Source organism: Microbacterium sp. ABRD28, from assembly GCF_003850245.1.
In the GTDB taxonomy this organism is placed as follows: Bacteria; Actinomycetota; Actinomycetes; order Actinomycetales; family Microbacteriaceae; genus Microbacterium.
Genome location: NZ_CP031015.1, coordinates 1,698,237 through 1,720,389, shown reverse-complemented (window position 1 = coordinate 1,720,389; position 22,153 = coordinate 1,698,237). Strand labels below are relative to the sequence as shown.

At 65.5% G+C, this 22,153-nt stretch carries 15 protein-coding genes and 3 rRNA genes; 4 read left to right on the top strand and 14 right to left on the bottom strand.

Going from position 1 to position 22,153, the window contains the following annotated elements; all coding sequences use genetic code 11:
• Positions 1-123: 123 nt before the first annotated feature.
• The 3 genes from DT073_RS08300 (at position 124) to DT073_RS08290 (ending at position 3,139) form a co-directional block, all read left to right on the top strand.
• Entirely contained in the window at positions 124-1,677 is a 1,554-nt protein-coding gene (locus DT073_RS08300) for a helix-turn-helix transcriptional regulator (RefSeq protein WP_124292962.1), read from the top strand.
• 220 nt (positions 1,678-1,897) lie between these two features.
• Positions 1,898-2,941 (top strand): glycosyltransferase family 2 protein, encoded by a 1,044-nt coding sequence (locus tag DT073_RS08295; protein WP_124292961.1) that lies wholly within the window; start codon positions 1,898-1,900, stop codon positions 2,939-2,941.
• A gap of 18 nt (positions 2,942-2,959) precedes the next feature.
• On the top strand, positions 2,960-3,139 hold the full coding sequence (locus DT073_RS08290; protein WP_124292960.1) for a hypothetical protein: 180 nt from the start codon (positions 2,960-2,962) through the stop codon (positions 3,137-3,139).
• A gap of 40 nt (positions 3,140-3,179) precedes the next feature.
• On the opposite strand, the gene DT073_RS08285 is transcribed toward DT073_RS08290, so the two are convergent.
• The 6 genes from DT073_RS08285 to tyrS form a co-directional block, all read right to left on the bottom strand.
• The gene (locus tag DT073_RS08285; RefSeq protein WP_124292959.1) at positions 3,180-4,217 is read right to left on the bottom strand and encodes an HAD-IIA family hydrolase; all 1,038 of its coding nucleotides are present in this window, start codon (positions 4,215-4,217) and stop codon (positions 3,180-3,182) included.
• Positions 4,217-4,891: a tetratricopeptide repeat protein gene (locus tag DT073_RS08280; protein WP_240638427.1), complete on the bottom strand. Its 675-nt coding sequence runs from the start codon at positions 4,889-4,891 to the stop codon at positions 4,217-4,219. The genes DT073_RS08285 and DT073_RS08280 overlap by 1 nt, the downstream gene beginning before the upstream one ends.
• Before the next feature lie 517 nt (positions 4,892-5,408).
• Positions 5,409-5,525, bottom strand: a 5S ribosomal RNA gene (gene rrf, locus DT073_RS08275).
• Between the two features lie 101 nt (positions 5,526-5,626).
• Positions 5,627-8,733, bottom strand: a 23S ribosomal RNA gene (locus DT073_RS08270).
• Between the two features lie 385 nt (positions 8,734-9,118).
• Positions 9,119-10,640, bottom strand: a 16S ribosomal RNA gene (locus DT073_RS08265).
• The 16S, 23S and 5S rRNA genes sit together here, the layout of an rRNA operon.
• A 697-nt stretch (positions 10,641-11,337) precedes the next feature.
• Positions 11,338-12,642: a tyrosine--tRNA ligase gene (gene tyrS / locus DT073_RS08260; RefSeq protein ID WP_502697148.1), complete on the bottom strand. Its 1,305-nt coding sequence runs from the start codon at positions 12,640-12,642 to the stop codon at positions 11,338-11,340.
• Positions 12,643-12,753: 111 nt separating this feature from the next.
• Here tyrS and DT073_RS08255 point away from each other — a divergent pair, with 111 nt between their 5' ends.
• Complete coding sequence (locus tag DT073_RS08255) at positions 12,754-13,347, top strand: hypothetical protein (RefSeq protein ID WP_124292958.1); 594 nt, start codon at positions 12,754-12,756, stop codon at positions 13,345-13,347.
• A gap of 3 nt (positions 13,348-13,350) precedes the next feature.
• Here the strand turns inward: DT073_RS08255 and DT073_RS08250 are convergent, their stop codons facing one another.
• The 8 genes from DT073_RS08250 to argC all read right to left on the bottom strand — a co-directional run bounded on the left by DT073_RS08250 (position 13,351) and on the right by argC (position 21,901).
• Positions 13,351-13,995, bottom strand: coding sequence for a SatD family protein (locus tag DT073_RS08250; RefSeq protein ID WP_124292957.1), 645 nt, complete (start codon positions 13,993-13,995; stop codon positions 13,351-13,353).
• A gap of 70 nt (positions 13,996-14,065) precedes the next feature.
• Complete coding sequence (gene argH, locus DT073_RS08245; protein WP_124292956.1) at positions 14,066-15,601, bottom strand: argininosuccinate lyase; 1,536 nt, start codon at positions 15,599-15,601, stop codon at positions 14,066-14,068.
• Positions 15,493-16,632: a heparan-alpha-glucosaminide N-acetyltransferase domain-containing protein gene (locus DT073_RS08240; RefSeq protein WP_124292955.1), complete on the bottom strand. Its 1,140-nt coding sequence runs from the start codon at positions 16,630-16,632 to the stop codon at positions 15,493-15,495. The genes argH and DT073_RS08240 overlap by 109 nt, the downstream gene beginning before the upstream one ends.
• A complete protein-coding gene (gene argF, locus DT073_RS08235; protein WP_124292954.1) occupies positions 16,611-17,534 on the bottom strand; it encodes an ornithine carbamoyltransferase in 924 nt (307 codons plus the stop codon). Before argF ends, DT073_RS08240 begins: the two co-directional genes overlap by 22 nt.
• The gene (locus DT073_RS08230) at positions 17,531-18,763 is read right to left on the bottom strand and encodes an acetylornithine transaminase (protein ID WP_124292953.1); all 1,233 of its coding nucleotides are present in this window, start codon (positions 18,761-18,763) and stop codon (positions 17,531-17,533) included. Before DT073_RS08230 ends, argF begins: the two co-directional genes overlap by 4 nt.
• Positions 18,760-19,659 carry an acetylglutamate kinase gene (gene argB / locus DT073_RS08225; RefSeq protein WP_124292952.1) on the bottom strand — a complete coding sequence of 300 codons (900 nt, stop codon included), beginning with the start codon at positions 19,657-19,659 and terminating at the stop codon, positions 18,760-18,762. The genes DT073_RS08230 and argB overlap by 4 nt, the downstream gene beginning before the upstream one ends.
• Positions 19,656-20,852: a bifunctional glutamate N-acetyltransferase/amino-acid acetyltransferase ArgJ gene (gene argJ / locus DT073_RS08220; protein WP_240638418.1), complete on the bottom strand. Its 1,197-nt coding sequence runs from the start codon at positions 20,850-20,852 to the stop codon at positions 19,656-19,658. The genes argB and argJ overlap by 4 nt, the downstream gene beginning before the upstream one ends.
• Positions 20,849-21,901 carry an N-acetyl-gamma-glutamyl-phosphate reductase gene (argC, locus tag DT073_RS08215; protein ID WP_124292951.1) on the bottom strand — a complete coding sequence of 351 codons (1,053 nt, stop codon included), beginning with the start codon at positions 21,899-21,901 and terminating at the stop codon, positions 20,849-20,851. Before argC ends, argJ begins: the two co-directional genes overlap by 4 nt.
• Between the last annotated feature and the right edge of the window lie 252 nt (positions 21,902-22,153).

Here is a 22,153-nt window from a genome sequence, read left to right as displayed (position 1 = left end):
CCCGCACCCGCTCCGAACAATTAAAGTCAGAGGACTCTACGGCCGATGGCGTCGATCCGAACAGCGGGAGTGGGCACCCGTGTCGGCGATGTCGGCAGTGGATGACTGGAAGGAACCCGAACCTTGACGGTCTACGATCCGTCATCGCCCATGCCCGGGGCGATGAATTCCACCGAGGCAGACGAGGGCTGGAATCTGGCCCTGAGCAGGGGGGACGCCGCGCTGCGCGCGTGGGTGCTGTCCCATCCCACGGATCTCTGGTCCGAGGACATAGGTCTGCTGCTTGCCATGGCCGCGACCTATCGATGGGAAGGAGCCGCCGGCGCGTGGCGGGCGTTGCCCTACCTCGAGAAAGCCGAGATCCTGATCGAGGCCAGGCCTGAGACGAGCGGCCGGCTGCGCGCGTCAGCTGCGATTCTGCGCTGCCTCGTGCAGCGCTCCCACGGCGACCTGTTCGCGGCTCTCCACTCCGCCGACGCCGCCCTCGAGATCCTCTCCTCGTCGCACAGCGATATTCGCGATCGGCTCGACCTGCGGTCGGCCGCCCTGCTCAAACGGGGCACGATCCGCGTCCTGACGGGAGATCTGTTCCGCGCGCGCGGCGACCTCGAGCGCGGTCTGCGGGACGCGGACGCCACCCTGACTCCGCACAAGCGCATCGAAGCTCTCGGCTTCCTCGCGATCGTCGAGGTCTTCACGGGAAGCGTCACCGAGGCGCACAGGGTCATGCGCACAGCGCGACCCCTCGCCGACCGTATGCCCGGCGGGCTGTGGACAGCGCCGCTGGAGATCGCCGAGATGCTCATCGCCGCCGAGCGCGACGAGCTCAGACACCACGCGCCTGCGCTCCGTCGTCTGATGAGCGAAGTCGACGGATCGGAATTCGAGTTCCTGGCGCGGCACCTGCAGGTACTCCTGGCGGAGGAGTGCGATGACCTCGAGGGCCGTTTCGAGGCGATCCGCCGGATGCGAGTGATCGAACGCGAGAGCACCGGGGCGGCCCTCCTCGGCGTCATCCGCATGGGAGATCGCGCGCAGGCGCTCATGCGCGCCGGCGACCTCGCGCGGGCTGCCGTCGTGCTGCGTGACGAATCCGATCCCGCACACCTGGTGTGCGGCGCAGCCCTGCGGGCTCGCGCAGCGCTCGCGATCGGCGAACCGCACAGGGCGGTGGACGAGATCCGGAACTGCTTCCTCGACGAGGATCACCCGATCCGGTCCCTGACCTACGCCGCGGCGATCGATGCGCAGGCGCGCGTGCTTCTCGGCGATCTCCGCTCCGCGGACGCCGCCTTCCGATTCCTCCTTCGCGAGTGCGCCAGGAGCGGAGCCCTCCGCGCCTTCCGGAAGGTGCCCGGCAGGGTTCTCTCCCTTCTCATCGAACGAGCGACGCGCGACGATCTCGACACGGCGGAGCGAGCACTGCTCGAGCTCTTGGCGTCGACCGTCGATGCTGCGGGCGACATCGCCGATGAAGCCATCGCGCTCAGCCCCCGAGAACGGATGGTCCTCGCGCGGCTCGCTGCCGGAGAATCCCCGCGCACGATCGCACAGTCGCTTCACGTCTCCCTCAACACCGTCAAGACGCAGCTGCGAAGCGTGTATCGAAAGCTGGGAGCCTCCACGCGTGACGGCGCGCTCGAACGCGCGCGGAGTCTCGGTGTCCTGACCACCTGACGCGCACCGACAGAAACGACGAGGACCGACGGGGCTCATCCCGTCGGTCCTCGTCGTGTGTCCGCTCGCGACGGAGGGCCGTCGGGTTCACCCTCGATTCACCCCTCGAGCACACGTCGTTGTCACCCGTTTGACCCGAAAACAACCTCGAATCAGGCCTTTTCCGCCTCATTCTCACTCCATCGTTCGCGTTCCACTGTGACGGACGAGAGGAGTGGTCATGCTTGTTGCGGTCATCCCGGCCCACAACGAGGCGGCGGGGATCGGCGCTGCCATCCAGGGGCTGCGACAGCAGAGCACGCCCCCCGATCACATCGTGGTGGTCCCCGACAACTGCACCGACGACACCGCTGCCGTTGCGGCGGACCTCGGTGTCGACGTATGGCCGACGACGGGCAACACCGCGAAGAAGGCGGGCGCCCTCAACCAGGTGCTCGCCGTGATGCTGAACGAGTTGGACGATGACGACCTCGTCCTGGTTCAAGACGCCGACTCCGCCCTGGACGCAGCGTTCATCACCACGGCGCTGCGCGCACTCGCCTCCCCCCGGATCGGCGCCGTCGGGGGCGTCTTCCGCGGATCGGGGGGAGGCGGGTTCGTCGGTCACCTGCAACGCAACGAATACGCCCGTTACGGGCGCGATGTGCGGCGCCTGGATGGCAGATGTCTCGTCGTCACGGGAACCGCAGCGGTGATGCGAGCCGCCGTCCTCCGCGAGATCAGCCGCGCCCGCGAGAGGGGCGCTCTTCCTTCCGGAGATGGCCACGGCGGCGTGTACGACACGACCGTCCTCACCGAGGACAACGAACTGACCTTCGCCATCAAGCATCTCGGCTACGAGGTGCTCAGTCCCGCCGGCTGCACGCTCGTGACGGAGGTGATGCCCAGTTGGACGGAGCTCTGGCGTCAGCGTTTGCGATGGAAGCGCGGGGCGGTGGAGAACTGCGTGCAGTACGGGCTGACGCGGGTGACGTGGCCCTATTGGGGACGGCAGCTCCTGACGATGGTCGGCTGCGTGGTGACGTACCTGTATCTCGCGACCATCGTGGTCGCCGTGGTCACGGGCCAGTGGGGCCTGCAGCCTTTCTGGCTGTGCGTCACCGCGATCTTCGTGGTCGAACGCATCGTCACGCTGCGCGACCGCGGCTGGCGCTACATGCTGCCTGCGGCACTCATGTACGAACTGCTGCTGGATGTGTTCCTGCAGCTTGTTCACACCAAGGCCTACTTCGACGCGTTGACCCGACGTCAACGCGCGTGGTGAGAGGGAAAGGAGACGTCCATGTACAACGACGCCGTTTCGTCGATGGGAGCCGGCGCGGGAGCGGGAGCGCTCGCTGCCACCGGATTCGATTCGCTGTGGCTCGGCCTCGCCGCTTTCGCTTTGATCGCGGCCGGTATGGCGGTGATGCGGATCGTCCCGCGTCGTCGTCGTGCCCTGGCGCACACGCCGCCGGAATGAGTGAGAGGGGGCGGATGGCAGATCCGCCCCCTCTCGACCCTCACGGCCGGTGAAACGGGTCGGCGTAGAGCCGCTCGGGCACACGGAATCCGAAGATCGCGCGCCCCGTGTTCCAGATCGCCGTCGCGCCGGCACGAAGCAGGTCGATCGGCCGGTCGCCGTCGCTGTCGATGAGCACGTCGCCGCCGTCGATCCGCACACGCGCCCGACCCACCGTGACGGTGTCGCCCGACACGCGGACGGCAGGGTAAGGCTCGTGCAGCTCCCGCAGATCGCCGAGAAGATACGTGGGCCGCGATCCGGGCGGTGCGGCGAGCACCTGCTTGGGTCGGTCTATGCCGGTCAAGACGAGAGCAGAATCGATGCCGGCCCGCCCAGCACCGAGAATATCGGTGTCGAGCCGGTCACCGATGAACAGAGGATGGTGCGCACCGAACCGCGACACCGCCTCCTCGAAGATCGGCGTCTCCGGCTTCCCGGCGACCGTCGCCAGTCGGCCGACCGCCGTGTGCACAGCGGATACGAGCGTGCCGTTGCCGGGCGCGACACCGCGCGCCTGCGGAATCGTCCAGTCGGTGTTCGTGGCGATCCACGGGATCCCGCCGTCCTCCTCGGGAACCTTCAGGGCGTACGCCGCTTCGGCCAGCTGCAGCCACCCGACCTCCGGCGCGAAACCCTGCACGACTGCCGCAGGTTCATCGGCCGCGCTGCGGGTCACAACGAAGCCGGCCTTCTCGACCTCCCGTGTCAATCCCTCGCCGCCCACAACGAGAATCCTCGAACCGGCTTCGACGCGTGCCGTAAGAAGCCGCATGGCTGCCTGCGGGCTCGTCACCACTTCCTCCGCCGCAGTGGGGAGCCCGAGTGACGTGAGGTGCTCCGCGACCGCGGTGTCCGGGCGCGAGGCGTTGTTCGTGATGTAGGCGAGGCGCCGACCGTCACGGGCCCGCGTGAGCGAGGTCACTGCATACGGCAAGGCTCCGGCACCCGCGTAGACGACACCGTCGAGATCCGCGAGGAGCACGTCCACGCCGTCGAGCGGCGTGGGCCCCGCGCCCCGTCTCCCGAACAGTGCCATCAGCCGCGCTCGCCTGCATCGTCGCCGGCGGTGACATCGACCTCGAGGTCGGCGACGGCAGACGGCGAAACGGGGTCGACATCGACCATCTCCTCGATCACCTCGGCGATCTCGACGGTCTCCCACTGGTCGTCACCGTTCGCGCCGGCGATGACATCGGCGGCCACGTCGGCGCGCGCACGCCACGACGCCGCCTCCTCGTGACGGCCGAGCTCTTCGAGCACGGTCGCTCGCGCGGCGAAGAGGTCGGGGCTCCAAGGGAACGCGCGATCCGGGTCGAGTTCGGGAATGTCCAACTCCTGTAGCGCCCGCTCGGTTTCGCCGAGATCCAGCCGTGCACCAGACATCGCGATCGCCAGGTGCACTCGCACATCCGTCGGAAGGACCGTGCGGTCGACCGCCCTGCCGACCTCCAGAGCGCGGTCCGGGCGACCGACCCCCCGCTCGCTGTCCACCATGAGGGCGATCTGATCGTCACGCCCGGAGATTCGTCGATAAGTGCGCAACTCCCGCAGCGCCAGAGCGAAATCCCCGACGGCGTATGCGGTGATCGCCGCGGTCTCGCGCACCACGGCGACACGACCGGCACGACGCGTGGCGGCGAGAGCATGTTCGTGCGCTCGCGTCGGATCCTCGTCGATGAGCAGAGCAGCCATGGCGAGGTGCCGCGCCACCGCCTCGGCATTCTCTTTGCTCAGGGTCTTCAGCTGATTGCGCGCGGCGGCGTCGAGCGACCGGGGCGTGATTTCCTCGGGAAGCTCCGGCTCGGCAATCCGCTCGGACTGCGGCGGGCGGGAACGACGTTCCTCGTGACGGGGGTGCTCGTCTCGGCGAGGTCTGGCGCCTCGATCTCCGTCACGTCGAGGTCCACCGCTGCGCTCGCCCTCACGACGAGGCGCGCTCCGACGATCGCCGTCGCGTCCGGTGTCGCGGTCCCGGCGGTCAGCGCCGCTTCGCGCAGGCTTGCCGCGATCGGACGACGGCGTTCGGTCCGTGGAGGACCGCCGAGGTCGGTCGGGACGGCTCTCCCGGCCCGCAGCGTCCTTTCCCCGACTGTCGCGGGACGGACGATCCCTCCGATCATCCGATCTTCCGCGTCGATCCTCGGTCATGACGCACTCCCCTCCGACCCTGCTTGGGCCGTTAACGCGAAATGGCCACCCAACATTGGGTGGCCATTTCTCGAAAGAAGTCCGGCGGTGTCCTACTCTCCCACAGGGTCCCCCCTGCAGTACCATCGGCGCTGAGAGGCTTAGCTTCCGGGTTCGGAATGGGACCGGGCGTTTCCCTCTCGCTATGGCCGCCGAAACACTATTGATGTTTCAGTCTGCACAACAAAAGTCATTGTCATGCGGTTCTCGACCGTACATCGAGAACCACTCAGTGGACGCGGGCAACACAAACGAAGTGTTATCAAGTCATCGGCTTATTAGTACCAGTCAGCTGCATGCATTACTGCACTTCCACATCTGGCCTATCAACCCAGTAGTCTGGCTGGGAGCCTCTCGCCCGAAGGCATGGAAGTCTCATCTTGAGGCCGGCTTCCCGCTTAGATGCTTTCAGCGGTTATCCATCCCGAACGTAGCTAATCAGCGGTGCTCCTGGCGGAACAACTGACACACCAGAGGTTCGTCCAACCCGGTCCTCTCGTACTAGGGTCAGATCCTCTCAAACTTCCTACGCGCGCAGCGGATAGGGACCGAACTGTCTCACGACGTTCTAAACCCAGCTCGCGTACCGCTTTAATGGGCGAACAGCCCAACCCTTGGGACCTACTCCAGCCCCAGGATGCGACGAGCCGACATCGAGGTGCCAAACCATGCCGTCGATATGGACTCTTGGGCAAGATCAGCCTGTTATCCCCGAGGTACCTTTTATCCGTTGAGCGACAGCGCTTCCACAAGCCACTGCCGGATCACTAGTCCCGACTTTCGTCCCTGCTCGACCTGTCAGTCTCACAGTCAAGCTCCCTTGTGCACTTACACTCGCCACCTGATTGCCAACCAGGTTGAGGGAACCTTTGGGCGCCTCCGTTACTTTTTGGGAGGCAACCGCCCCAGTTAAACTACCCACCAGGCACTGTCCCTGAACCGGATTACGGTTCGAAGTTAGATATCCAGAGTGACCAGAGTGGTATTTCAACAACGACTCCACATGAACTGGCGTCCATGCTTCAAAGTCTCCCACCTATCCTACACAAGCCACACCGAACACCAATACCAAGCTGTAGTAAAGGTCACGGGGTCTTTCCGTCCTGCTGCGCGTAACGAGCATCTTTACTCGTAATGCAATTTCGCCGAGTTCGTGGTTGAGACAGTTGGGAAGTCGTTACGCCATTCGTGCAGGTCGGAACTTACCCGACAAGGAATTTCGCTACCTTAGGATGGTTATAGTTACCACCGCCGTTTACTGGGGCTTAAATTCTGAGCTTCGCCTTGCGGCTAACCCGTCCTCTTAACCTTCCAGCACCGGGCAGGCGTCAGTCCGTATACATCGTCTTGCGACTTGGCACGGACCTGTGTTTTTAGTAAACAGTCGCTACCCACTAGTCTCTGCGGCCCCCAAACGCTTTCGGAGCAAGTCCTAGTACGTCGAAGGCCCCCCTTCTCCCGAAGTTACGGGGGTATTTTGCCGAGTTCCTTAACCACGATTCTCTCGATCCCCTTGGTATTCTCTACCTGACCACCTGAGTCGGTTTGGGGTACGGGCGGCTTGAACCTCGCGTCGATGCTTTTCTTGGCAGCATAGGATCACCCACTTTTTATCCGCATCGTGTCTCAGCCTGTATGAGTGACGGATTTGCCTATCACTCGGCCTACGCACTTGCACCAGGACAACCATCGCCTGGCTTGGGCTACCTTCCTGCGTCACACCTGTTAATACGCTAGCCGCACCAGCATGGGGTCGAGCGTTCACCAAGACGTCTTCACCCCGAAGGGATCCGTACATTCCTGGCTAGGACTCTTAGCACCACTGGATTGACTGGGGCGGTTCTTCGCCGGTACGGGAATATCAACCCGTTGTCCATCGACTACGCCTGTCGGCCTCGCCTTAGGTCCCGACTTACCCAGGGAAGATTAGCTTGACCCTGGAACCCTTGGTCATTCGGGGGACGTGTTTCTCACACGTCTTTCGCTACTCATGCCTGCATTCTCACTCGTGTAGCCTCCACGGCTGGTTCACACCGCCGCTTCGCTGGCCACACGACGCTCTCCTACCCATCAACACGGCTGGACCACGAAGGCCTACCAATAATGTCAATGCCACAACTTCGGTGGCGTGCTTGAGCCCCGTTACATTGTCGGCGCGGAATCACTTGACCAGTGAGCTATTACGCACTCTTTCAAGGGTGGCTGCTTCTAAGCCAACCTCCTGGTTGTCTGAGCAACTCCACATCCTTTCCCACTTAGCACGCGCTTAGGGACCTTAGTTGGTGGTCTGGGTTGTTTCCCTCTCGACTATGAAGCTTATCCCCCACAGTCTCACTGCTGCGCTCTCACTTACCGGCATTCGGAGTTTGGCTGACGTCAGTAACCTTGTAGGGCCCATCGGCCATCCAGTAGCTCTACCTCCGGCAAGAAACACGCAACGCTGCACCTAAATGCATTTCGGAGAGAACCAGCTATCACGAAGTTTGATTGGCCTTTCACCCCTATCCACAGCTCATCCCCTCAGTTTTCAACCTAAGTGGGTTCGGCCCTCCACGACGTCTTACCGTCGCTTCAGCCTGGCCATGGATAGATCACTTCGCTTCGGGTCTAGGACACGCGACTGAATCGCCCTATTCAGACTCGCTTTCGCTACGGCTACCCCACTCGGGTTAACCTCGCCACGTATCGCTAACTCGCAGGCTCATTCTTCAAAAGGCACGCTGTCACAGCTGCTATGGCTGCTCCAACGGTTTGTAAGCAAACGGTTTCAGGTACTATTTCACTCCCCTCCCGGGGTACTTTTCACCTTTCCCTCACGGTACTTGTCCGCTATCGGTCATCTGGGAGTATTTAGGCTTATCAGGTGGTCCTGACAGATTCACACGGGATTTCTCGGGCCCCGTGCTACTTGGGATACTTCTCGCGCCAAGGGAGGCATTTCGACTACGGGGTTGGCACCCTCTATGACCGGCCTTTCAATGCCGTTCGTCTATACCTTCTTGTAACGCTGACTGCTCGGCAGAACAATCTGAAAAGTCCCACAACCCCGAATACGCAACTCCTGCCGGATATCACACGTACTCGGTTTAGCCTGTTCCGGTTTCGCTCGCCACTACTAACGGAATCGCGGTTGCTTTCTCTTCCTGTGGGTACTGAGATGTTTCACTTCCCCACGTTCCCTCTACCCGCCCTATATATTCAGGCGGGAGTCACTGGGTCGGCACGCCGCCCAGCGGGGTTTCCCCATTCGGAGATCCTCGGATCAAAGTGTGCTTATCCACTCCCCGAGGCTTATCGCAGATTGCTACGTCCTTCTTCGGCTCCAGATGCCAAGGCATCCACCGTTTGCTCTTAAAGACTTGAAATCACATGAGCTGATCTATCGATCATTCGTTTGTGAGGCGCGTCGTAAACGACGCGTCTCTAAGATGCTCGCGTCCACTGTGTAGTTCTCAAAGTACGGGCGGTACCCTTCCCGCATGCCGCGTTGCGGCATCGAAGAAGGGTCCTGAGGTTCAGAGTGAGCCTCGAAGCGCATCAGCGCCGCGCGGCCCGCATCCGGTCCCTCAGGACCCAACAGCGTGCATGTGCCTCTCGAAGCCGCACCATTCCGTTCCAGCTGCAAGCAGCGTACTGGGATCGGCACGATCCGTGAGGCACCTCGTCAAATGTTCCACCCATGAGCTGACCCCTCCGAGACATTCGCTCGAAGCGGGCTCTGGGATGCCGAGGCATCCAGATGCTCCTTAGAAAGGAGGTGATCCAGCCGCACCTTCCGGTACGGCTACCTTGTTACGACTTAGTCCTAATTACCGATCCCACCTTCGACGGCTCCCTCCACAAGGGTTGGGCCACCGGCTTCAGGTGTTACCGACTTTCATGACTTGACGGGCGGTGTGTACAAGACCCGGGAACGTATTCACCGCAGCGTTGCTGATCTGCGATTACTAGCGACTCCGACTTCATGAGGTCGAGTTGCAGACCTCAATCCGAACTGGGACCGGCTTTTTGGGATTCGCTCCACCTTGCGGTATTGCAGCCCTTTGTACCGGCCATTGTAGCATGCGTGAAGCCCAAGACATAAGGGGCATGATGATTTGACGTCATCCCCACCTTCCTCCGAGTTGACCCCGGCAGTATCCCATGAGTTCCCACCATTACGTGCTGGCAACATAGAACGAGGGTTGCGCTCGTTGCGGGACTTAACCCAACATCTCACGACACGAGCTGACGACAACCATGCACCACCTGTTTACGAGTGTCCAAAGAGTTGACCATTTCTGGCCCGTTCTCGTATATGTCAAGCCTTGGTAAGGTTCTTCGCGTTGCATCGAATTAATCCGCATGCTCCGCCGCTTGTGCGGGTCCCCGTCAATTCCTTTGAGTTTTAGCCTTGCGGCCGTACTCCCCAGGCGGGGAACTTAATGCGTTAGCTGCGTCACGGAATCCGTGGAATGGACCCCACAACTAGTTCCCAACGTTTACGGGGTGGACTACCAGGGTATCTAAGCCTGTTTGCTCCCCACCCTTTCGCTCCTCAGCGTCAGTTACGGCCCAGAGATCTGCCTTCGCCATCGGTGTTCCTCCTGATATCTGCGCATTCCACCGCTACACCAGGAATTCCAATCTCCCCTACCGCACTCTAGTCTGCCCGTACCCACTGCAGGCCCGAGGTTGAGCCTCGGGTTTTCACAGCAGACGCGACAAACCGCCTACGAGCTCTTTACGCCCAATAATTCCGGATAACGCTTGCGCCCTACGTATTACCGCGGCTGCTGGCACGTAGTTAGCCGGCGCTTTTTCTGCAGGTACCGTCACTTTCGCTTCTTCCCTGCTAAAAGAGGTTTACAACCCGAAGGCCGTCATCCCTCACGCGGCGTTGCTGCATCAGGCTTTCGCCCATTGTGCAATATTCCCCACTGCTGCCTCCCGTAGGAGTCTGGGCCGTGTCTCAGTCCCAGTGTGGCCGGTCACCCTCTCAGGCCGGCTACCCGTCGACGCCTTGGTGAGCCATTACCTCACCAACTAGCTGATAGGCCGCGAGCCCATCCCGGACCGAAATTCTTTCCAGCTGCTGAAGATGCCTTCGCAGCTCGTATCCGGTATTAGCAGCTGTTTCCAGCTGTTATCCCAGAGTCCGGGGCAGGTTGCTCACGTGTTACTCACCCGTTCGCCACTGATCCAGAGAGCAAGCTCTCTTTCACCGTTCGACTTGCATGTGTTAAGCACGCCGCCAGCGTTCATCCTGAGCCAGGATCAAACTCTCCGTAAAGAAATGTTGCTGCGAGCCGGTCGGAATAGACCGACAGCAGCGAGTTTGATCTGACCAAAGGGATGTCATTGCTGACTATCCGTTGCCGACCCGAAGGTCGGTCTTTGATCCAAAGGAATCTCTATCCGGCTTACGCCGGAACGAGGTTATTTGGCATTTGACAAGTGCACGCTGTTGAGTTCTCAAGGATCGGATGCTCCTGCTTTCTGGCCTCTCGACCATCTCCGCAGGGCAACTTCTCTAGCTTAGCCCCCGTGTTCGACTCCGTCAAATCGTGTCATTCGGAACCGAGAAGGTTTCGGATGACGGTCGATCGGCTCGATCGTCGGGGGGCTCCCCATCGTAGACCTTCCGGCCGACGAGTCTCAAGTCCGAGCTTCAGCTCTTTCTTGAGGGGGGATGTTCTCCGCTTGAGGGGGGTGAGGCTCTCGGCCTCTCTCGCTTCCCTTTGGGGCGAACAAGTAATAATTTACGTGCGCCCTGCAGGACTGGCAAATCGTGCTCGCATCCCGGGCGTGTCGCGGCTGCGATCCGCGGAAATCCGCGGGTGAACCCGGTGCCGTCGCGTCGGCGCGTGCGTACGCGGGATCGATGATGGCGGAGCGCAACCCGGCTCGTCCTTCGACGGTGAGCTCATCGGTCCTGCGTGGGCGTCGACACCGGGAGCCTTCGGGAAGGCGCGGTGAACGGACGGAGGTCAGCGGACGAAGACGCCCGCGAGCGTCTTCTTGCCGCGACGGAGCACCGAGACTCCGCCCGGCAGGGATCCGTCGACAGTGGCCGTGTCGTCGCTGACGCGGAGGCCGTCGATGGCGACCCCGCCCTGCGCGATGGCACGCCTTGCCTCAGAGAGGCTCGCGACCAGTCCGGTCTGAACGAGCGCCTGCACCACGGATGCACCGCGATCCATCTCGGCGTGGGGCAGCTCGCGCAGTGCCTGTGCCAGCGTGTCGGCATCCAGCGTGCGAAGGTCGCCCTGCCCGAACAGGGCGTCGGAGGCGGCGATGACCGAGGCCGTGGCCGCCTCCCCGTGCACGAGCGAGGTCACTTCGGCGGCCAGGCGCTTCTGCGCGGCTCGACGGAATGGCTCCGCGTCCACGAGCCGTTCGAGGTGCTCGATCTCCTCACGCGAGAGGAAGGTGAAGATCTTCAGACGCGCGATGACGTCGTCGTCGTCGGTGTTGAGCCAGAACTGGTACATCCGGTACGGGCTGCACATCGCGGGGTCGAGCCAGACGGCGTTGCCCTCGCTCTTGCCGAACTTCGTTCCGTCGCTGTTGGTGATCAGCGGCGTGCCGATCGCGTGCACCGACGTGTGCTCGACGTAGTGGATCAGGTCGACACCGCTGGTGAGATTGCCCCATTGATCGGATCCGCCGGTCTGCAGGACGCAACCGTACGTGCGGAAGAGCTCGAGGTAGTCCAGCCCCTGCAGGATCTGGTAGCTGAACTCGGTGTAGCTGATGCCGGCTTCAGAATTCAGGCGCGCGCTGACGGCGTCCTTGCTCAGCATCTTGCCGACGCGGTAGTGCTTGCCGATCTCGCGAAGGAAATCGATCGCTGACAGCGGCGCCGTCCAGTCGAGGTTGTTCACGATGCGAGCAGCGTTGTCACCGTCGAAACTCAGGAAGCGCTCCACCTGAGCACGGAGGTACCCGACCCACTCCGCCACGGTCTCCTTGGTGTTCAAGGTCCGCTCGCTCGAAGGGCGGGGATCGCCGATGAGTCCGGTGGATCCCCCCACCAGGCCGAGCGGGCGATGTCCGGCGAGCTGGAGACGGCGCATGGTCAGCAGCTGCACCAGGTTGCCCAGGTGAAGGCTCGGCGCCGTCGGGTCGAACCCGCAGTAGAAAGTGATCGGCTCACCGCCGAGGAGCGAGCGAAGCTTCTCGGCATCGGTGGAGACGTGGATCAGTCCGCGCCACACCAGTTCGTCCCAGACGTTGTCGAAGGACGGATCGTTCGCGGGGGCGGTCGCGTTCACGACGACGGCGGATGACACGCCTGCCAGGTTATCAGCGCGCTCTGCGCTCTCCGTGCGTGCCGCGGCTCCGCCGAACCCGGCCGGATCCGCCTTCGCAGGCCTGTCCGAGCTGCGTGGCACACTTGCGGCATGACGGATGCCCTCGACGCCACCGACCCCCTGGCGGTCGCGATCGTCGTGATCTTCCTGTTCCTCTGCCTGTGCGCCGCGCTCGTCCTGGTCACCGTCGCTCAACGCCGCCCCCATGCATCCCTGTTGTCCGTCGCTGCCGGACTCGTCCTGCTCGCCCTCGTCGTCGTCGCGGTGCTCCCCTACAACGTTCCGGTGCTCCTCGGCGCGATCCTTGCGTTCCTGGGGGTGGCCTTGGCCGTGCTCGGCGGCAACCCGTTCACCCGTTGGGTCCTCGTCGCCGCGGACGGTCGCACCACCGAGGGGCCGCGCGGAGGGATCCTCGTCGAACTCGCCGCCGAGCACTCCGAGTCCCGGCAGGAGGAGATCCTGCGAGGCGGGACCACGATCGGTTTTCTCGAGCGGGCGTCGATCGCCCTGGGGATCCTCGCCGGTTTCCCGGCCGTCATCGCCGTGGTCGTCGCGCTGAAGGGCGTCGGCCGCTTCTCGGAGCTGGCGACACCCGCCGCCCGCGAGCGATTCATCGTCGGCACCCTGGCCAGTCTGCTCTGGGCCTCCGCCGTGGCAGCAGCCGTGTGGCTGGCGATCTGGTGAAGCTCACCCTCGGTCGTCGATGAGCGCCCGGAGCCCCTCGACGAGTGCCCCGGCTTCGGCGGACGCGAGGGCCTGCGACACCGCGGACTGGCCGACCCCCTCCGTCGCTGCGAGATCGCTCTGAGTGCGGCCCAGCCATCGCCCGTAGACGAGGCGCCGGGTGCGTGGGCTCAGCTGGGAGATCGCGCGATCGCGCGAGAGCAGTCCGCTGTTGGCCACGCGGACCATCTCACTGATCTCCGCGGACGCCGCTCCCGTCGCCGCCACCCAGGTACGCGCCGACGGCGCGACCCGGCGCGCGAGGTGCTCGACTTCCTCGATCGCAGCCCGCGCCGCCCACCATGCTTCTCCCTCCGACAACGCGCCGCCGACAGACGGGATCTCCTCGATCTCGCCGAGGCCGATCCCGAATCGAAGCTCGACGCCTTCGGGGAGGGCGAGCTGAAGCAGCATCGTCGCTGCCAATGCCGATGAGAGATGCGGGTACACCCCCTGCATCTCGTCACCGACGACGGGGAGGAGGGCTCGTTCGGAGAGCGGGCCGTCGGCGGCGACCCGGGCGAGCGCGGTCTCCAGGTCGTGTTGCGCCGCTCTCCTGTTCACGAGCTCGCGAGACGAGACGATGTCGGCAATCACCACGGTGGGCATGACATCAGCATACGGCTGATAAAGGGGGGAATATCAACGAACGTATGATATTCCTCTCATTATCACTCAATCACTGATAGCGAAGGAACAACGCCGCTGCCGCCTGCGCCCGGGCGATGAGCTCGGCACGCTGCTCGGCGACGCGGTGCGGTGCGGTCCCGCCGGCACCGGAGCGACTGGCCACCGAACCCTCGACCGTCAGTACCGCCCGTACCTCGGGCGCGAGGTGAGGCGAGACCGCGGCGAGCAGCTCGTCGTCGACGTCTTCCAGACCGATCCCCCGATCCTCGCAAGCCCGGACCAGCGCACCGGAGATCTCATGCGCATCTCGGAACGGCACGCCGCGCGTGACCAGCCACTCGGCGACATCTGTTGCCAGGGAGAATCCCGCGGGGGCGAGCTCACGCATGCGATCGACGTCGAACCGGAGAGTGGCGACCATACCCGCGAAGGCGGGAAGGACGACCTCCAGCGTCCGCACACTGTCGAAGACCGGCTCCTTGTCTTCCTGCAGGTCACGGTTGTAGGCCAGCGGGAGGCCCTTGAGCATCGTCAGCAGTCCGGTCAGATTGCCGATGAGCCTGCCCGTCTTCCCACGAGCCAGCTCCGCGATGTCGGGGTTCTTCTTCTGCGGCATGATGCTCGAGCCCGTGGAGAAACCGTCGTCGAGGATCACGAAGGAGAATTCGCGCGTGTTCCACAGGATGATGTCCTCGGCGAAACGGCTGAGGTCGACACCGATCTGCGCCGCGACATAGGCGAACTCCGCCACGACATCGCGGGCGGCGGTGCCGTCCATCGAATTCTCGGTCGGCCGCCCGAGGCCGACCTCGCGGGCGACCAGCGCCGGATCCAGTCCCAGCGTCGATCCGGCGAGCGCGCCGGCTCCATACGGTGACGCGTCGGCTCGAGCACGCCAGTCTCGCAACCGCTCGAGATCGCGCACGAGCGGCCAGGCGTGCGCCTGGAGGTGATGGGCGAGAAGCACGGGCTGCGCATGCTGAAGATGCGTGCGTCCCGGCATGATCGCGTCGGCGTGCGCCTCGGCCTGCGCGACGATCGCGTCGATGAGACGCAGCACATCGCGAGCGACCACCGCGGCGTGGTCGACCAGGTACATCCGCACGAGCGTCGCGATCTGATCGTTCCGGCTTCGACCGGCCCGCAGCTTGCCGCCGAGCTCCGGTCCGACCGCGGCGATAAGCGCCGCCTCCAACGCGCCGTGCACGTCCTCGTCCGACGGCCGGGGACGAAGGGTGCCCTCGCGCACGGCGTCCAGGAGGCGGTCCAGACCGTCATGCATCCGCTGTTCCTCGTCCGCGGTGAGGTAGCCCGCCGCCGCCAAGGCTTTCGCGTGAGCGTGCGAACCGGCGATGTCATAGGGCGCCAACGCCCAGTCGAAATGCGTCGATACGCTCAGCGCCGCGAGCTCAGGCGATGGGCCGGAGGCGAAACGCGCGCCCCAGAGAGCGCCCTCGTTGGTCTGTTCGTCCTTGGTCACGGATTGCTCCTCTTCGTCAACGAGCTCGGCACGATCAGCTTCGACACCCGGTCGAATGTCCACTCGAACGGACCTCGTCCGACCAGCAGCGCCCAGGCCGTGCATCCCGCGACGATGCCGAGCGTCAGGGGCCAGAAGGGTTCGAGTTCGCGGAACGGTGTGAGAAGACTCGTGTTGCCGAACACCGCCAGGGCGATGACCGCCCAGACGATGATCTGCGCGCTGTAGGCAGTGAGCGGCATGGCACCGACGGCACGCAGCGGGAGAACGAGCCAGATGACGGCCGTGCGGCACAGCAGGAGCGAGGCGGCGATGGCGGCGATCGCGAAACCGCCGGATCCGACGACTTCGAGGAGTCCGCTCGAGTGGGGTTCGGCCGTCCAGACCTCGCTCCACAGCGTGGGCGTCACCGGATCGCCACCACCGCGCGCAGCCGCGTCGAGTCCGTACGCGACGGCAGCCAGGACGACGCCGGCCGAGAGCGCGATCAGCTGCACTCGCAGCCGGGTGAGGTCCGCGCGCGCGAGCCCGAGGCCCGCGAGGACGAAGGCCATCCACACGGGGAACGGGTAGTGCCAGCCGACGGCGGCCGACAGTTCATCGCCGAGCGGGGTCGACCACAGCGGCGCCTCATCGAGGAGCACCTGGATCCACGGCATCACCACCGCCAGGCCCGCCGCGATGGTGAGGAGGGGAGACGCCGCGAGCCGTGTGAAGGGCAGGGCGAGGACGAACATGATCGCGTAGGCGGGGAGGATGACGTAGACCGGCACCCCGGTGGCGATGAGCAGCACGCCGAGTCCCCACAGGAGGCCCGCGCGGACGCCGAGGCGCATTCTCGCCACCGCCATCGCCTCGCGCCCGAGCGGGCGAGGGCCGCCGGTCACCAGGCCGATCGAGACTCCGGCGAGGGTTGCGAACAGGATGGAGGATCGACCGTCGACGATTCCCAGCCACGTCGCGGGGGCCGTCCACAGCAGCTCGGGGGTCACCAGCAGGTGTGCGGCGAACATCCCCAGCACGGCCAGCCCCCGAGCCAGATCGATCCCGGCGAGCCGTCCCTTCCCGTTCAGCCGATCCCAATTGCGGGCCAGCGAACCGGTGCGGCGGTCGGTCACTGCTGACGGAGCAGCCACACCAACAGCGCCTTCTGTGCGTGGAGGCGGTTCTCCGCCTCGTCCCACACGACGCTCTGCGGGCCGTCGATGACCTCCGCGTCCACTTCGTACCCGCGATCGGCGGGGAGGCAGTGGATGAAGATGGCGTCGTCGGCGGCCAGCGACATGAGCTCGGTGGTGACCTTGTACGACCCGAGGTCGCGGAGCCGCGCGAGCTTCTCCTCCTCTTTGCCCATCGACACCCAGGTGTCGGTCACGATGACGTCGGCGCCGGCCGCTGCCTCGTTCGGATCGGTGTAGAGGACCACGTTGCCACCGGTCTCCGCGGCTCGACGGTCCGCCGCCGCGACGACGTCATCCCGCGGTGCGTAGTCCTCGGGTGAGGCGACGCGCACGTGCATGCCCGCCGTGACGCCCGCGAGGAGGTAGGAGTGCGCCATGTTCGAGCGCCCGTCACCGAAGAACGAGAGCGTGAGTCCTGCCAGTTCCCCCTTGTGCTCGCGGATGGTGAGCAGGTCGGCCAACAGCTGACACGGGTGGAAGTCGTCGGAGAGGGCGTTGACGACGGGAACCCGGGTTCCCTCGGCCATCTCCTCCAGACCCGCCTGCGCATAGGTGCGCCAGACGATCGCGGCGACCTGACGCTCGAGGACCCTCGCGGTGTCCGACGGCGTCTCCTTGCCGCCCAACTGACTGTTGGCGGTGGAGATGATGAGCGGCGAGCCGCCGAGATCGGCGATGCCCACAGCGAACGACACCCGAGTGCGGGTGGAGGACTTGTCGAAGATCACCGCGACCGTCTGCGGGCCTTCGAGGGGTCGCAGCCTCCATCGGTCGCTCTTGAGCTCGACCGCGAGGTCGAGGATCTCCCGCTGTTCGGCGGCGGTGAGGTCGTCGTCGCGAAGAAGATGACGCGTCATCTCGATCCTTTCCCCTCGCCGGCGGCCGCTTCCGCACCGTCGAGAACGAGCGCGTCCTCCACCGAACGGATCGCGGCGGTGAAGAGCTCGAGGAAGTCGTCGACCTCGACGTCGCCGATCGTCAGCGCCGGCGCGAGCCGAATGGTGGCGTCGTTGGGAGCATTGATGATCAGACCGTGCTGCTGAGCCGCCGCGACGAGGGCTTTGGCGAGCGGATGACGCAACGCGACACCGATCAGCAGACCCTGCCCGCGGCATCCTTCGATCAGGTCCGAGTCGATCGCGGTGATCGCGTCGCGCAGCTGCCGACCCCGGTCCCGAGCGTTGGCAAGGAGGTCTGCCCGCTCGATCTCCGCAAGGACCGCGGCGGCGACGGCGGTGCCGAGGGCGTTGCCGCCGAAGGTGGAACCGTGCGTGCCGGGGTAGAAGAGCTCACTGGCCGCACCGAAGGTGATGAGCGCACCGATCGGGAACCCGCCGCCGATGCCCTTGGCCACCGTGATGGCGTCGGGGGTGATGCCTGCGTGTTGGAAGGCGAACCACTCCCCCGTCCGGCCGGCCCCGGTCTGGATCTCGTCGACGATGAGCAGGGCGCCGTGGCGCTCGGTGAGCTCACGCGCTGCCGCCAGGTATCCGGCGGGCAGTTCCACCACGCCTGCTTCGCCCTTGATCGGCTCGACGAAGAGCGCTGCCACGTCTTCGCTGATGGCGGCCTCGAGCGCCTCGACCGTCGAATCGATGAACTCCACTCCGGGAACCATCGGCAGGAAGGGTTCCTGCATCCAGGACTTCCCGGTCAGGGCCAGCGTTCCCATCGTGCGTCCGTGGAAGGCGTCGCGCAGGGCGAGGATGCGGGGACGATCGGCGCCGCCATGGAGCCTCGCCAGCTTGAAGGCGGCCTCGTTGGCCTCGGCGCCGGAGTTGCCGAAATACACCCGTCCGCGCTCGCCGGTGCCGGCCAGTCGCTTCAGCCGCGCCGCGAGCTCCAGCTGCGGCGGCGTGGCGAAGTAGTTCGACACGTGCGCCAGGGTCGCGGCCTGTCGCGCCACCGCATCGACGAACACGGGGTGGGCGTGCCCGAGGGAGTTCACCGCGATGCCGCCGAGGAAGTCGAGATACCGGGTCCCCGCGTCATCCCAGAGATACGCACCCTCACCTCGGACGAACATCGCCATCCGGTCGCCGAAGCTGCGAACGAGGTCGCGCCCCGCGTCATCCTGCCAGGTCATCCTCGCACCACCTCTGTTCCGATTCCGTTGCTGGTGAAGATCTCCACGAGCACCGAGTGCGGTACCCGACCGTCGATGATCGCCGCCGTCTCAACGCCTCCCTCGACCGCCTCGAGGCACGCCTGCATCTTGGGGATCATGCCCGACTCCAGCGTGGGGAGGATCTCCCGCAGGGCCGATGAGGTCACGTGCGAGACGAGGGAGTCACGGTTCGGCCAATCGGCATACAGGCCCGGCACGTCGGTGAGGACCACGAGCTTCACCGCCTTCAGAGCGACCGCGAGCGCCGACGCCGCCGCGTCGGCGTTGACGTTCAGTGACGCGCCGGGCCGATCGAGGTCGGGCGCGATGCTGGAGACCACCGGGATGCGCCCGGCGGCGAGATGGTCGAGGACCGGCTGCGGGTCGACCTCGACCACATCGCCCACCCGCCCCAGGTCGTGCTCGATGCCGTCGATGGTGACCCCCCGTCGGCGGCCGCCGAAGAGCCCGGCGTCCTCTCCGCTCAGGCCCGTCGCGAGCGGACCGTGGGCGTTGATCTTCCCCACCAGCTGCGGGTTGATCTGACCGGTGAGCACCATCCGCACCACCGAGATCGCCTCGGTGCTGGTGACCCGGTAGCCGCCCTTGAACTCGCTGGGGATCTCGAGCCGGTCGAGCATGGAGGAGATCTGAGGGCCGCCCCCGTGCACGACGACCGGCTTCACGCCCGCGTAGCGGAGGTAGGCCATGTCGGCGGCGAAGGCATCCTGCAGCTCTTCGCTGACCATGGCGTTGCCGCCGTATTTGATCACGATGACCTGGTCGCGAAAGCGCCGGAGCCACGGAAGCGAGTCGATGAGGACCGCGGCTCTCGCGCTCGCCTCACCGGGATCGGTGGTCTGGATGTCGGTCATGAGGAGTACGCGCTGTTCTCGTGGACGTAGTCGTGGGTGAGGTCGTTGGTGCGGATGAGCGCATGAGCGTCGCCCGCCTTCAGGTCGATGCGGACCACCGTGGCGCGCGGCGTCAGGTCGACGTCCTCGCGCGGGCGGTCGGGGCCGCCCTGGGTGCACACCCGCACGCCGTTCATCCACACGTCGACGTCATAGGGGTCGAACTCGGCATCGGTGGTTCCGATCGCTGCGAGCACGCGTCCCCAGTTGGGGTCGTTGCCGAAGATCGCGGCCTTGAAGAGGTTGTTGCGGGCGACCGAGCGCCCGACGACGACCGCGTCGTCTTCGGATGCCGCGTTCTCGACCTGGATGCTGATGTCGTGGCTCGCGCCCTCGGCGTCGGCCTGGAGCTGGCGGGCGAGGTCATCGCACACGGCGGTCAACCGCTGCCGGAACTCCTCCGGATCGGGCGTCACGTTCGACGCGCCGCTGACCATGAGGGTCACCTGGTCGTTCGTCGACATGCACCCGTCCGAGTCGAGGCGGTCGAAGGTGACGCGGGTCGCCGCGCGCAGGTGAGCATCGGCCTCCTCCGCGGTCAGGACGGCGTCGGTCGTGAGGACGACGAGCATCGTGGCAAGGCCGGGCGCCAGCATCCCCGCGCCCTTGGCCATACCGCCGATCGTCCATCCGCGGCCGGCCGCGACGGCTCGCTTCGGCCGCGAGTCTGTCGTCATGATCGCTTCGGATGCGGCATCGCCGCCGTCGGAGTCGAGCGAGGCGACCGCCCGTTCGGTCCCGTCGAGCACCTTCTGCCGGAACACCTCGTCGCCCACGCCGATGATGCCCGTGGAGCAGACGAGGATGTCGCCGGCGCCGACGCCGAGGAGCTCGCCAGCCCTCTCGGCGGTCTGGTGCGTGGTCTGGAAGCCGAACGACCCGGTGAAGCAGTTGGCCCCGCCGGAGTTGAGCACGATCGCCTCGACCACGCCGTCCCGGATCACCTGCTCCGACCACAGGATGGGGTTGGCCTTGGCCCGGTTGCTCGTGAAGACCGCGGCGCCGACCTTCAGCGGACCGCGGTTGACGACGACGGCGACATCGGGCTTGCCGGTGGACTTCAGACCCGCGGCGACCCCGGCCGCCTCGAAGCCCTGGGGCGCGGTGACACCGCGGGAGGCGAATCCGTGCGGCCTGTCGTCGTCGATGTTCACGGGGCGACTCCGTTCGCGGTGAGGGCCCGGCCCTCGGGAAGGCCGAGCGCGATGTTCATGGACTGCACCGCAGCGCCCGCGGTGCCCTTGACGAGGTTGTCGACCGCGGTCACGACGACCACCCGGTTCGCATCGCGGTCGATCGCGAGCCCCATCAGCGCCGTGTTGGCTCCGAGCACGTCGGCGGTGCGGGGGAAGTGCCCCGAGGGAAGGAGCTGCACGAAGGTCTCGTCGCCGTACGCCCGCTCCCACGCCGCCCGGATGTCGTCGTCGGTGGCACCGGGGGCGATGGGAGCGGTCGAGGTGGCGAGGATGCCGCGCGCCATCGGCACGATGACGGGGGTGAAGGAGATCCGGATGGCGGCTTCGACGCCGGGAGCTGCGGCGGCGAGCGCCTGCCTGATCTCGGGGATGTGGCGGTGACTGCCGCCGACCGCATAGGGGTTGGCGGTGCCCAGGATCTCGCTGCCCAGGAGGTGCGGCTTCAGGCTCTTGCCGGCGCCCGAGGGCCCGACCGCGAGCACGGTGACGATGTCGCCCGGGTCGATGACGCCCGCCGCGACGCCCGGCGCGAGGCTGAGGCTCACGGTGGAGGCGTTGCACCCGGGCGCCGCGATGCGCGTCGCCCCGCGCAGCCGGTCCCGCTGCTTGCCCGCACCGACGAGGAGCTCCGGCACCCCGTAGGTCCACGGCTCGTGGAACACGCCGCCGTAGAAGCGATCCCACTCCCCCACCGACTCCAGCCGGTGGTCCGCGCCGGCGTCGATGACGAGCGGCGTGTCGCCCAGCGCCTCGGTGTACTGCCCCGACTGACCATGCGGGAGGGCGAGGAAGACGATGTCGTGACCGGAGAGCACCTCAGGGGTGGTCTCCTGCAGCGTCAGGTGCGCCAGCGAGCGCAGATGGGGCTGGTGCTCGATGAGCTTCTGTCCGGCGTTGGAGTGCGCGGTGACCGTGCGGATCTCGACGTCGGGATGTGCGGCGAGGATCCGGAGGATCTCGCCGCCCGCATAGCCGGATGCGCCGGAGACGGCGACCGAATATGTCATGGATTCCACCTTAGAGTCTGGGGTCGTGGGCTGCCGACGGCGACGCCCGTGACTCCCCTCCAGGGGATGTGCGCGGGGTCGCCTAGAGTCGGCGTCCGTCCAGACGTCGGCGCGCGGGAGCGACGCTCGGAGCGAGCGTGGCGGAGTCGAGCGCGGCCGAAGGCATGCGCCGACCATAGCGGCGCTCGCCCGCACCATGCAAACCGGCAGATGCGCCGGCACTTGACAGTTTCAGTTTGCGATGCAAACTGG

Bases quoted from the DNA above. Each gene is read 5' to 3' on its own strand.
- argC (WP_124292951.1), bottom strand. From the start codon at position 21,901: ATGACATATTCGGTCGCCGTCTCCGGCGCATCCGGCTATGCGGGCGGC.
- argF (WP_124292954.1), bottom strand. From the start codon at position 17,534: ATGACGCGTCATCTTCTTCGCGACGACGACCTCACCGCCGCCGAACAG.
- DT073_RS08295 (WP_124292961.1), top strand. From the start codon at position 1,898: ATGCTTGTTGCGGTCATCCCGGCCCACAACGAGGCGGCGGGGATCGGC.
- DT073_RS08255 (WP_124292958.1), top strand. From the start codon at position 12,754: ATGACGGATGCCCTCGACGCCACCGACCCCCTGGCGGTCGCGATCGTC.
- DT073_RS08230 (WP_124292953.1), bottom strand. From the start codon at position 18,763: ATGACCTGGCAGGATGACGCGGGGCGCGACCTCGTTCGCAGCTTCGGC.
- argH (WP_124292956.1), bottom strand. From the start codon at position 15,601: ATGCACGGCCTGGGCGCTGCTGGTCGGACGAGGTCCGTTCGAGTGGAC.
- DT073_RS08290 (WP_124292960.1), top strand. From the start codon at position 2,960: ATGTACAACGACGCCGTTTCGTCGATGGGAGCCGGCGCGGGAGCGGGA.
- DT073_RS08250 (WP_124292957.1), bottom strand. From the start codon at position 13,995: ATGCCCACCGTGGTGATTGCCGACATCGTCTCGTCTCGCGAGCTCGTG.
- DT073_RS08285 (WP_124292959.1), bottom strand. From the start codon at position 4,217: ATGGCACTGTTCGGGAGACGGGGCGCGGGGCCCACGCCGCTCGACGGC.
- argB (WP_124292952.1), bottom strand. From the start codon at position 19,659: ATGACCGACATCCAGACCACCGATCCCGGTGAGGCGAGCGCGAGAGCC.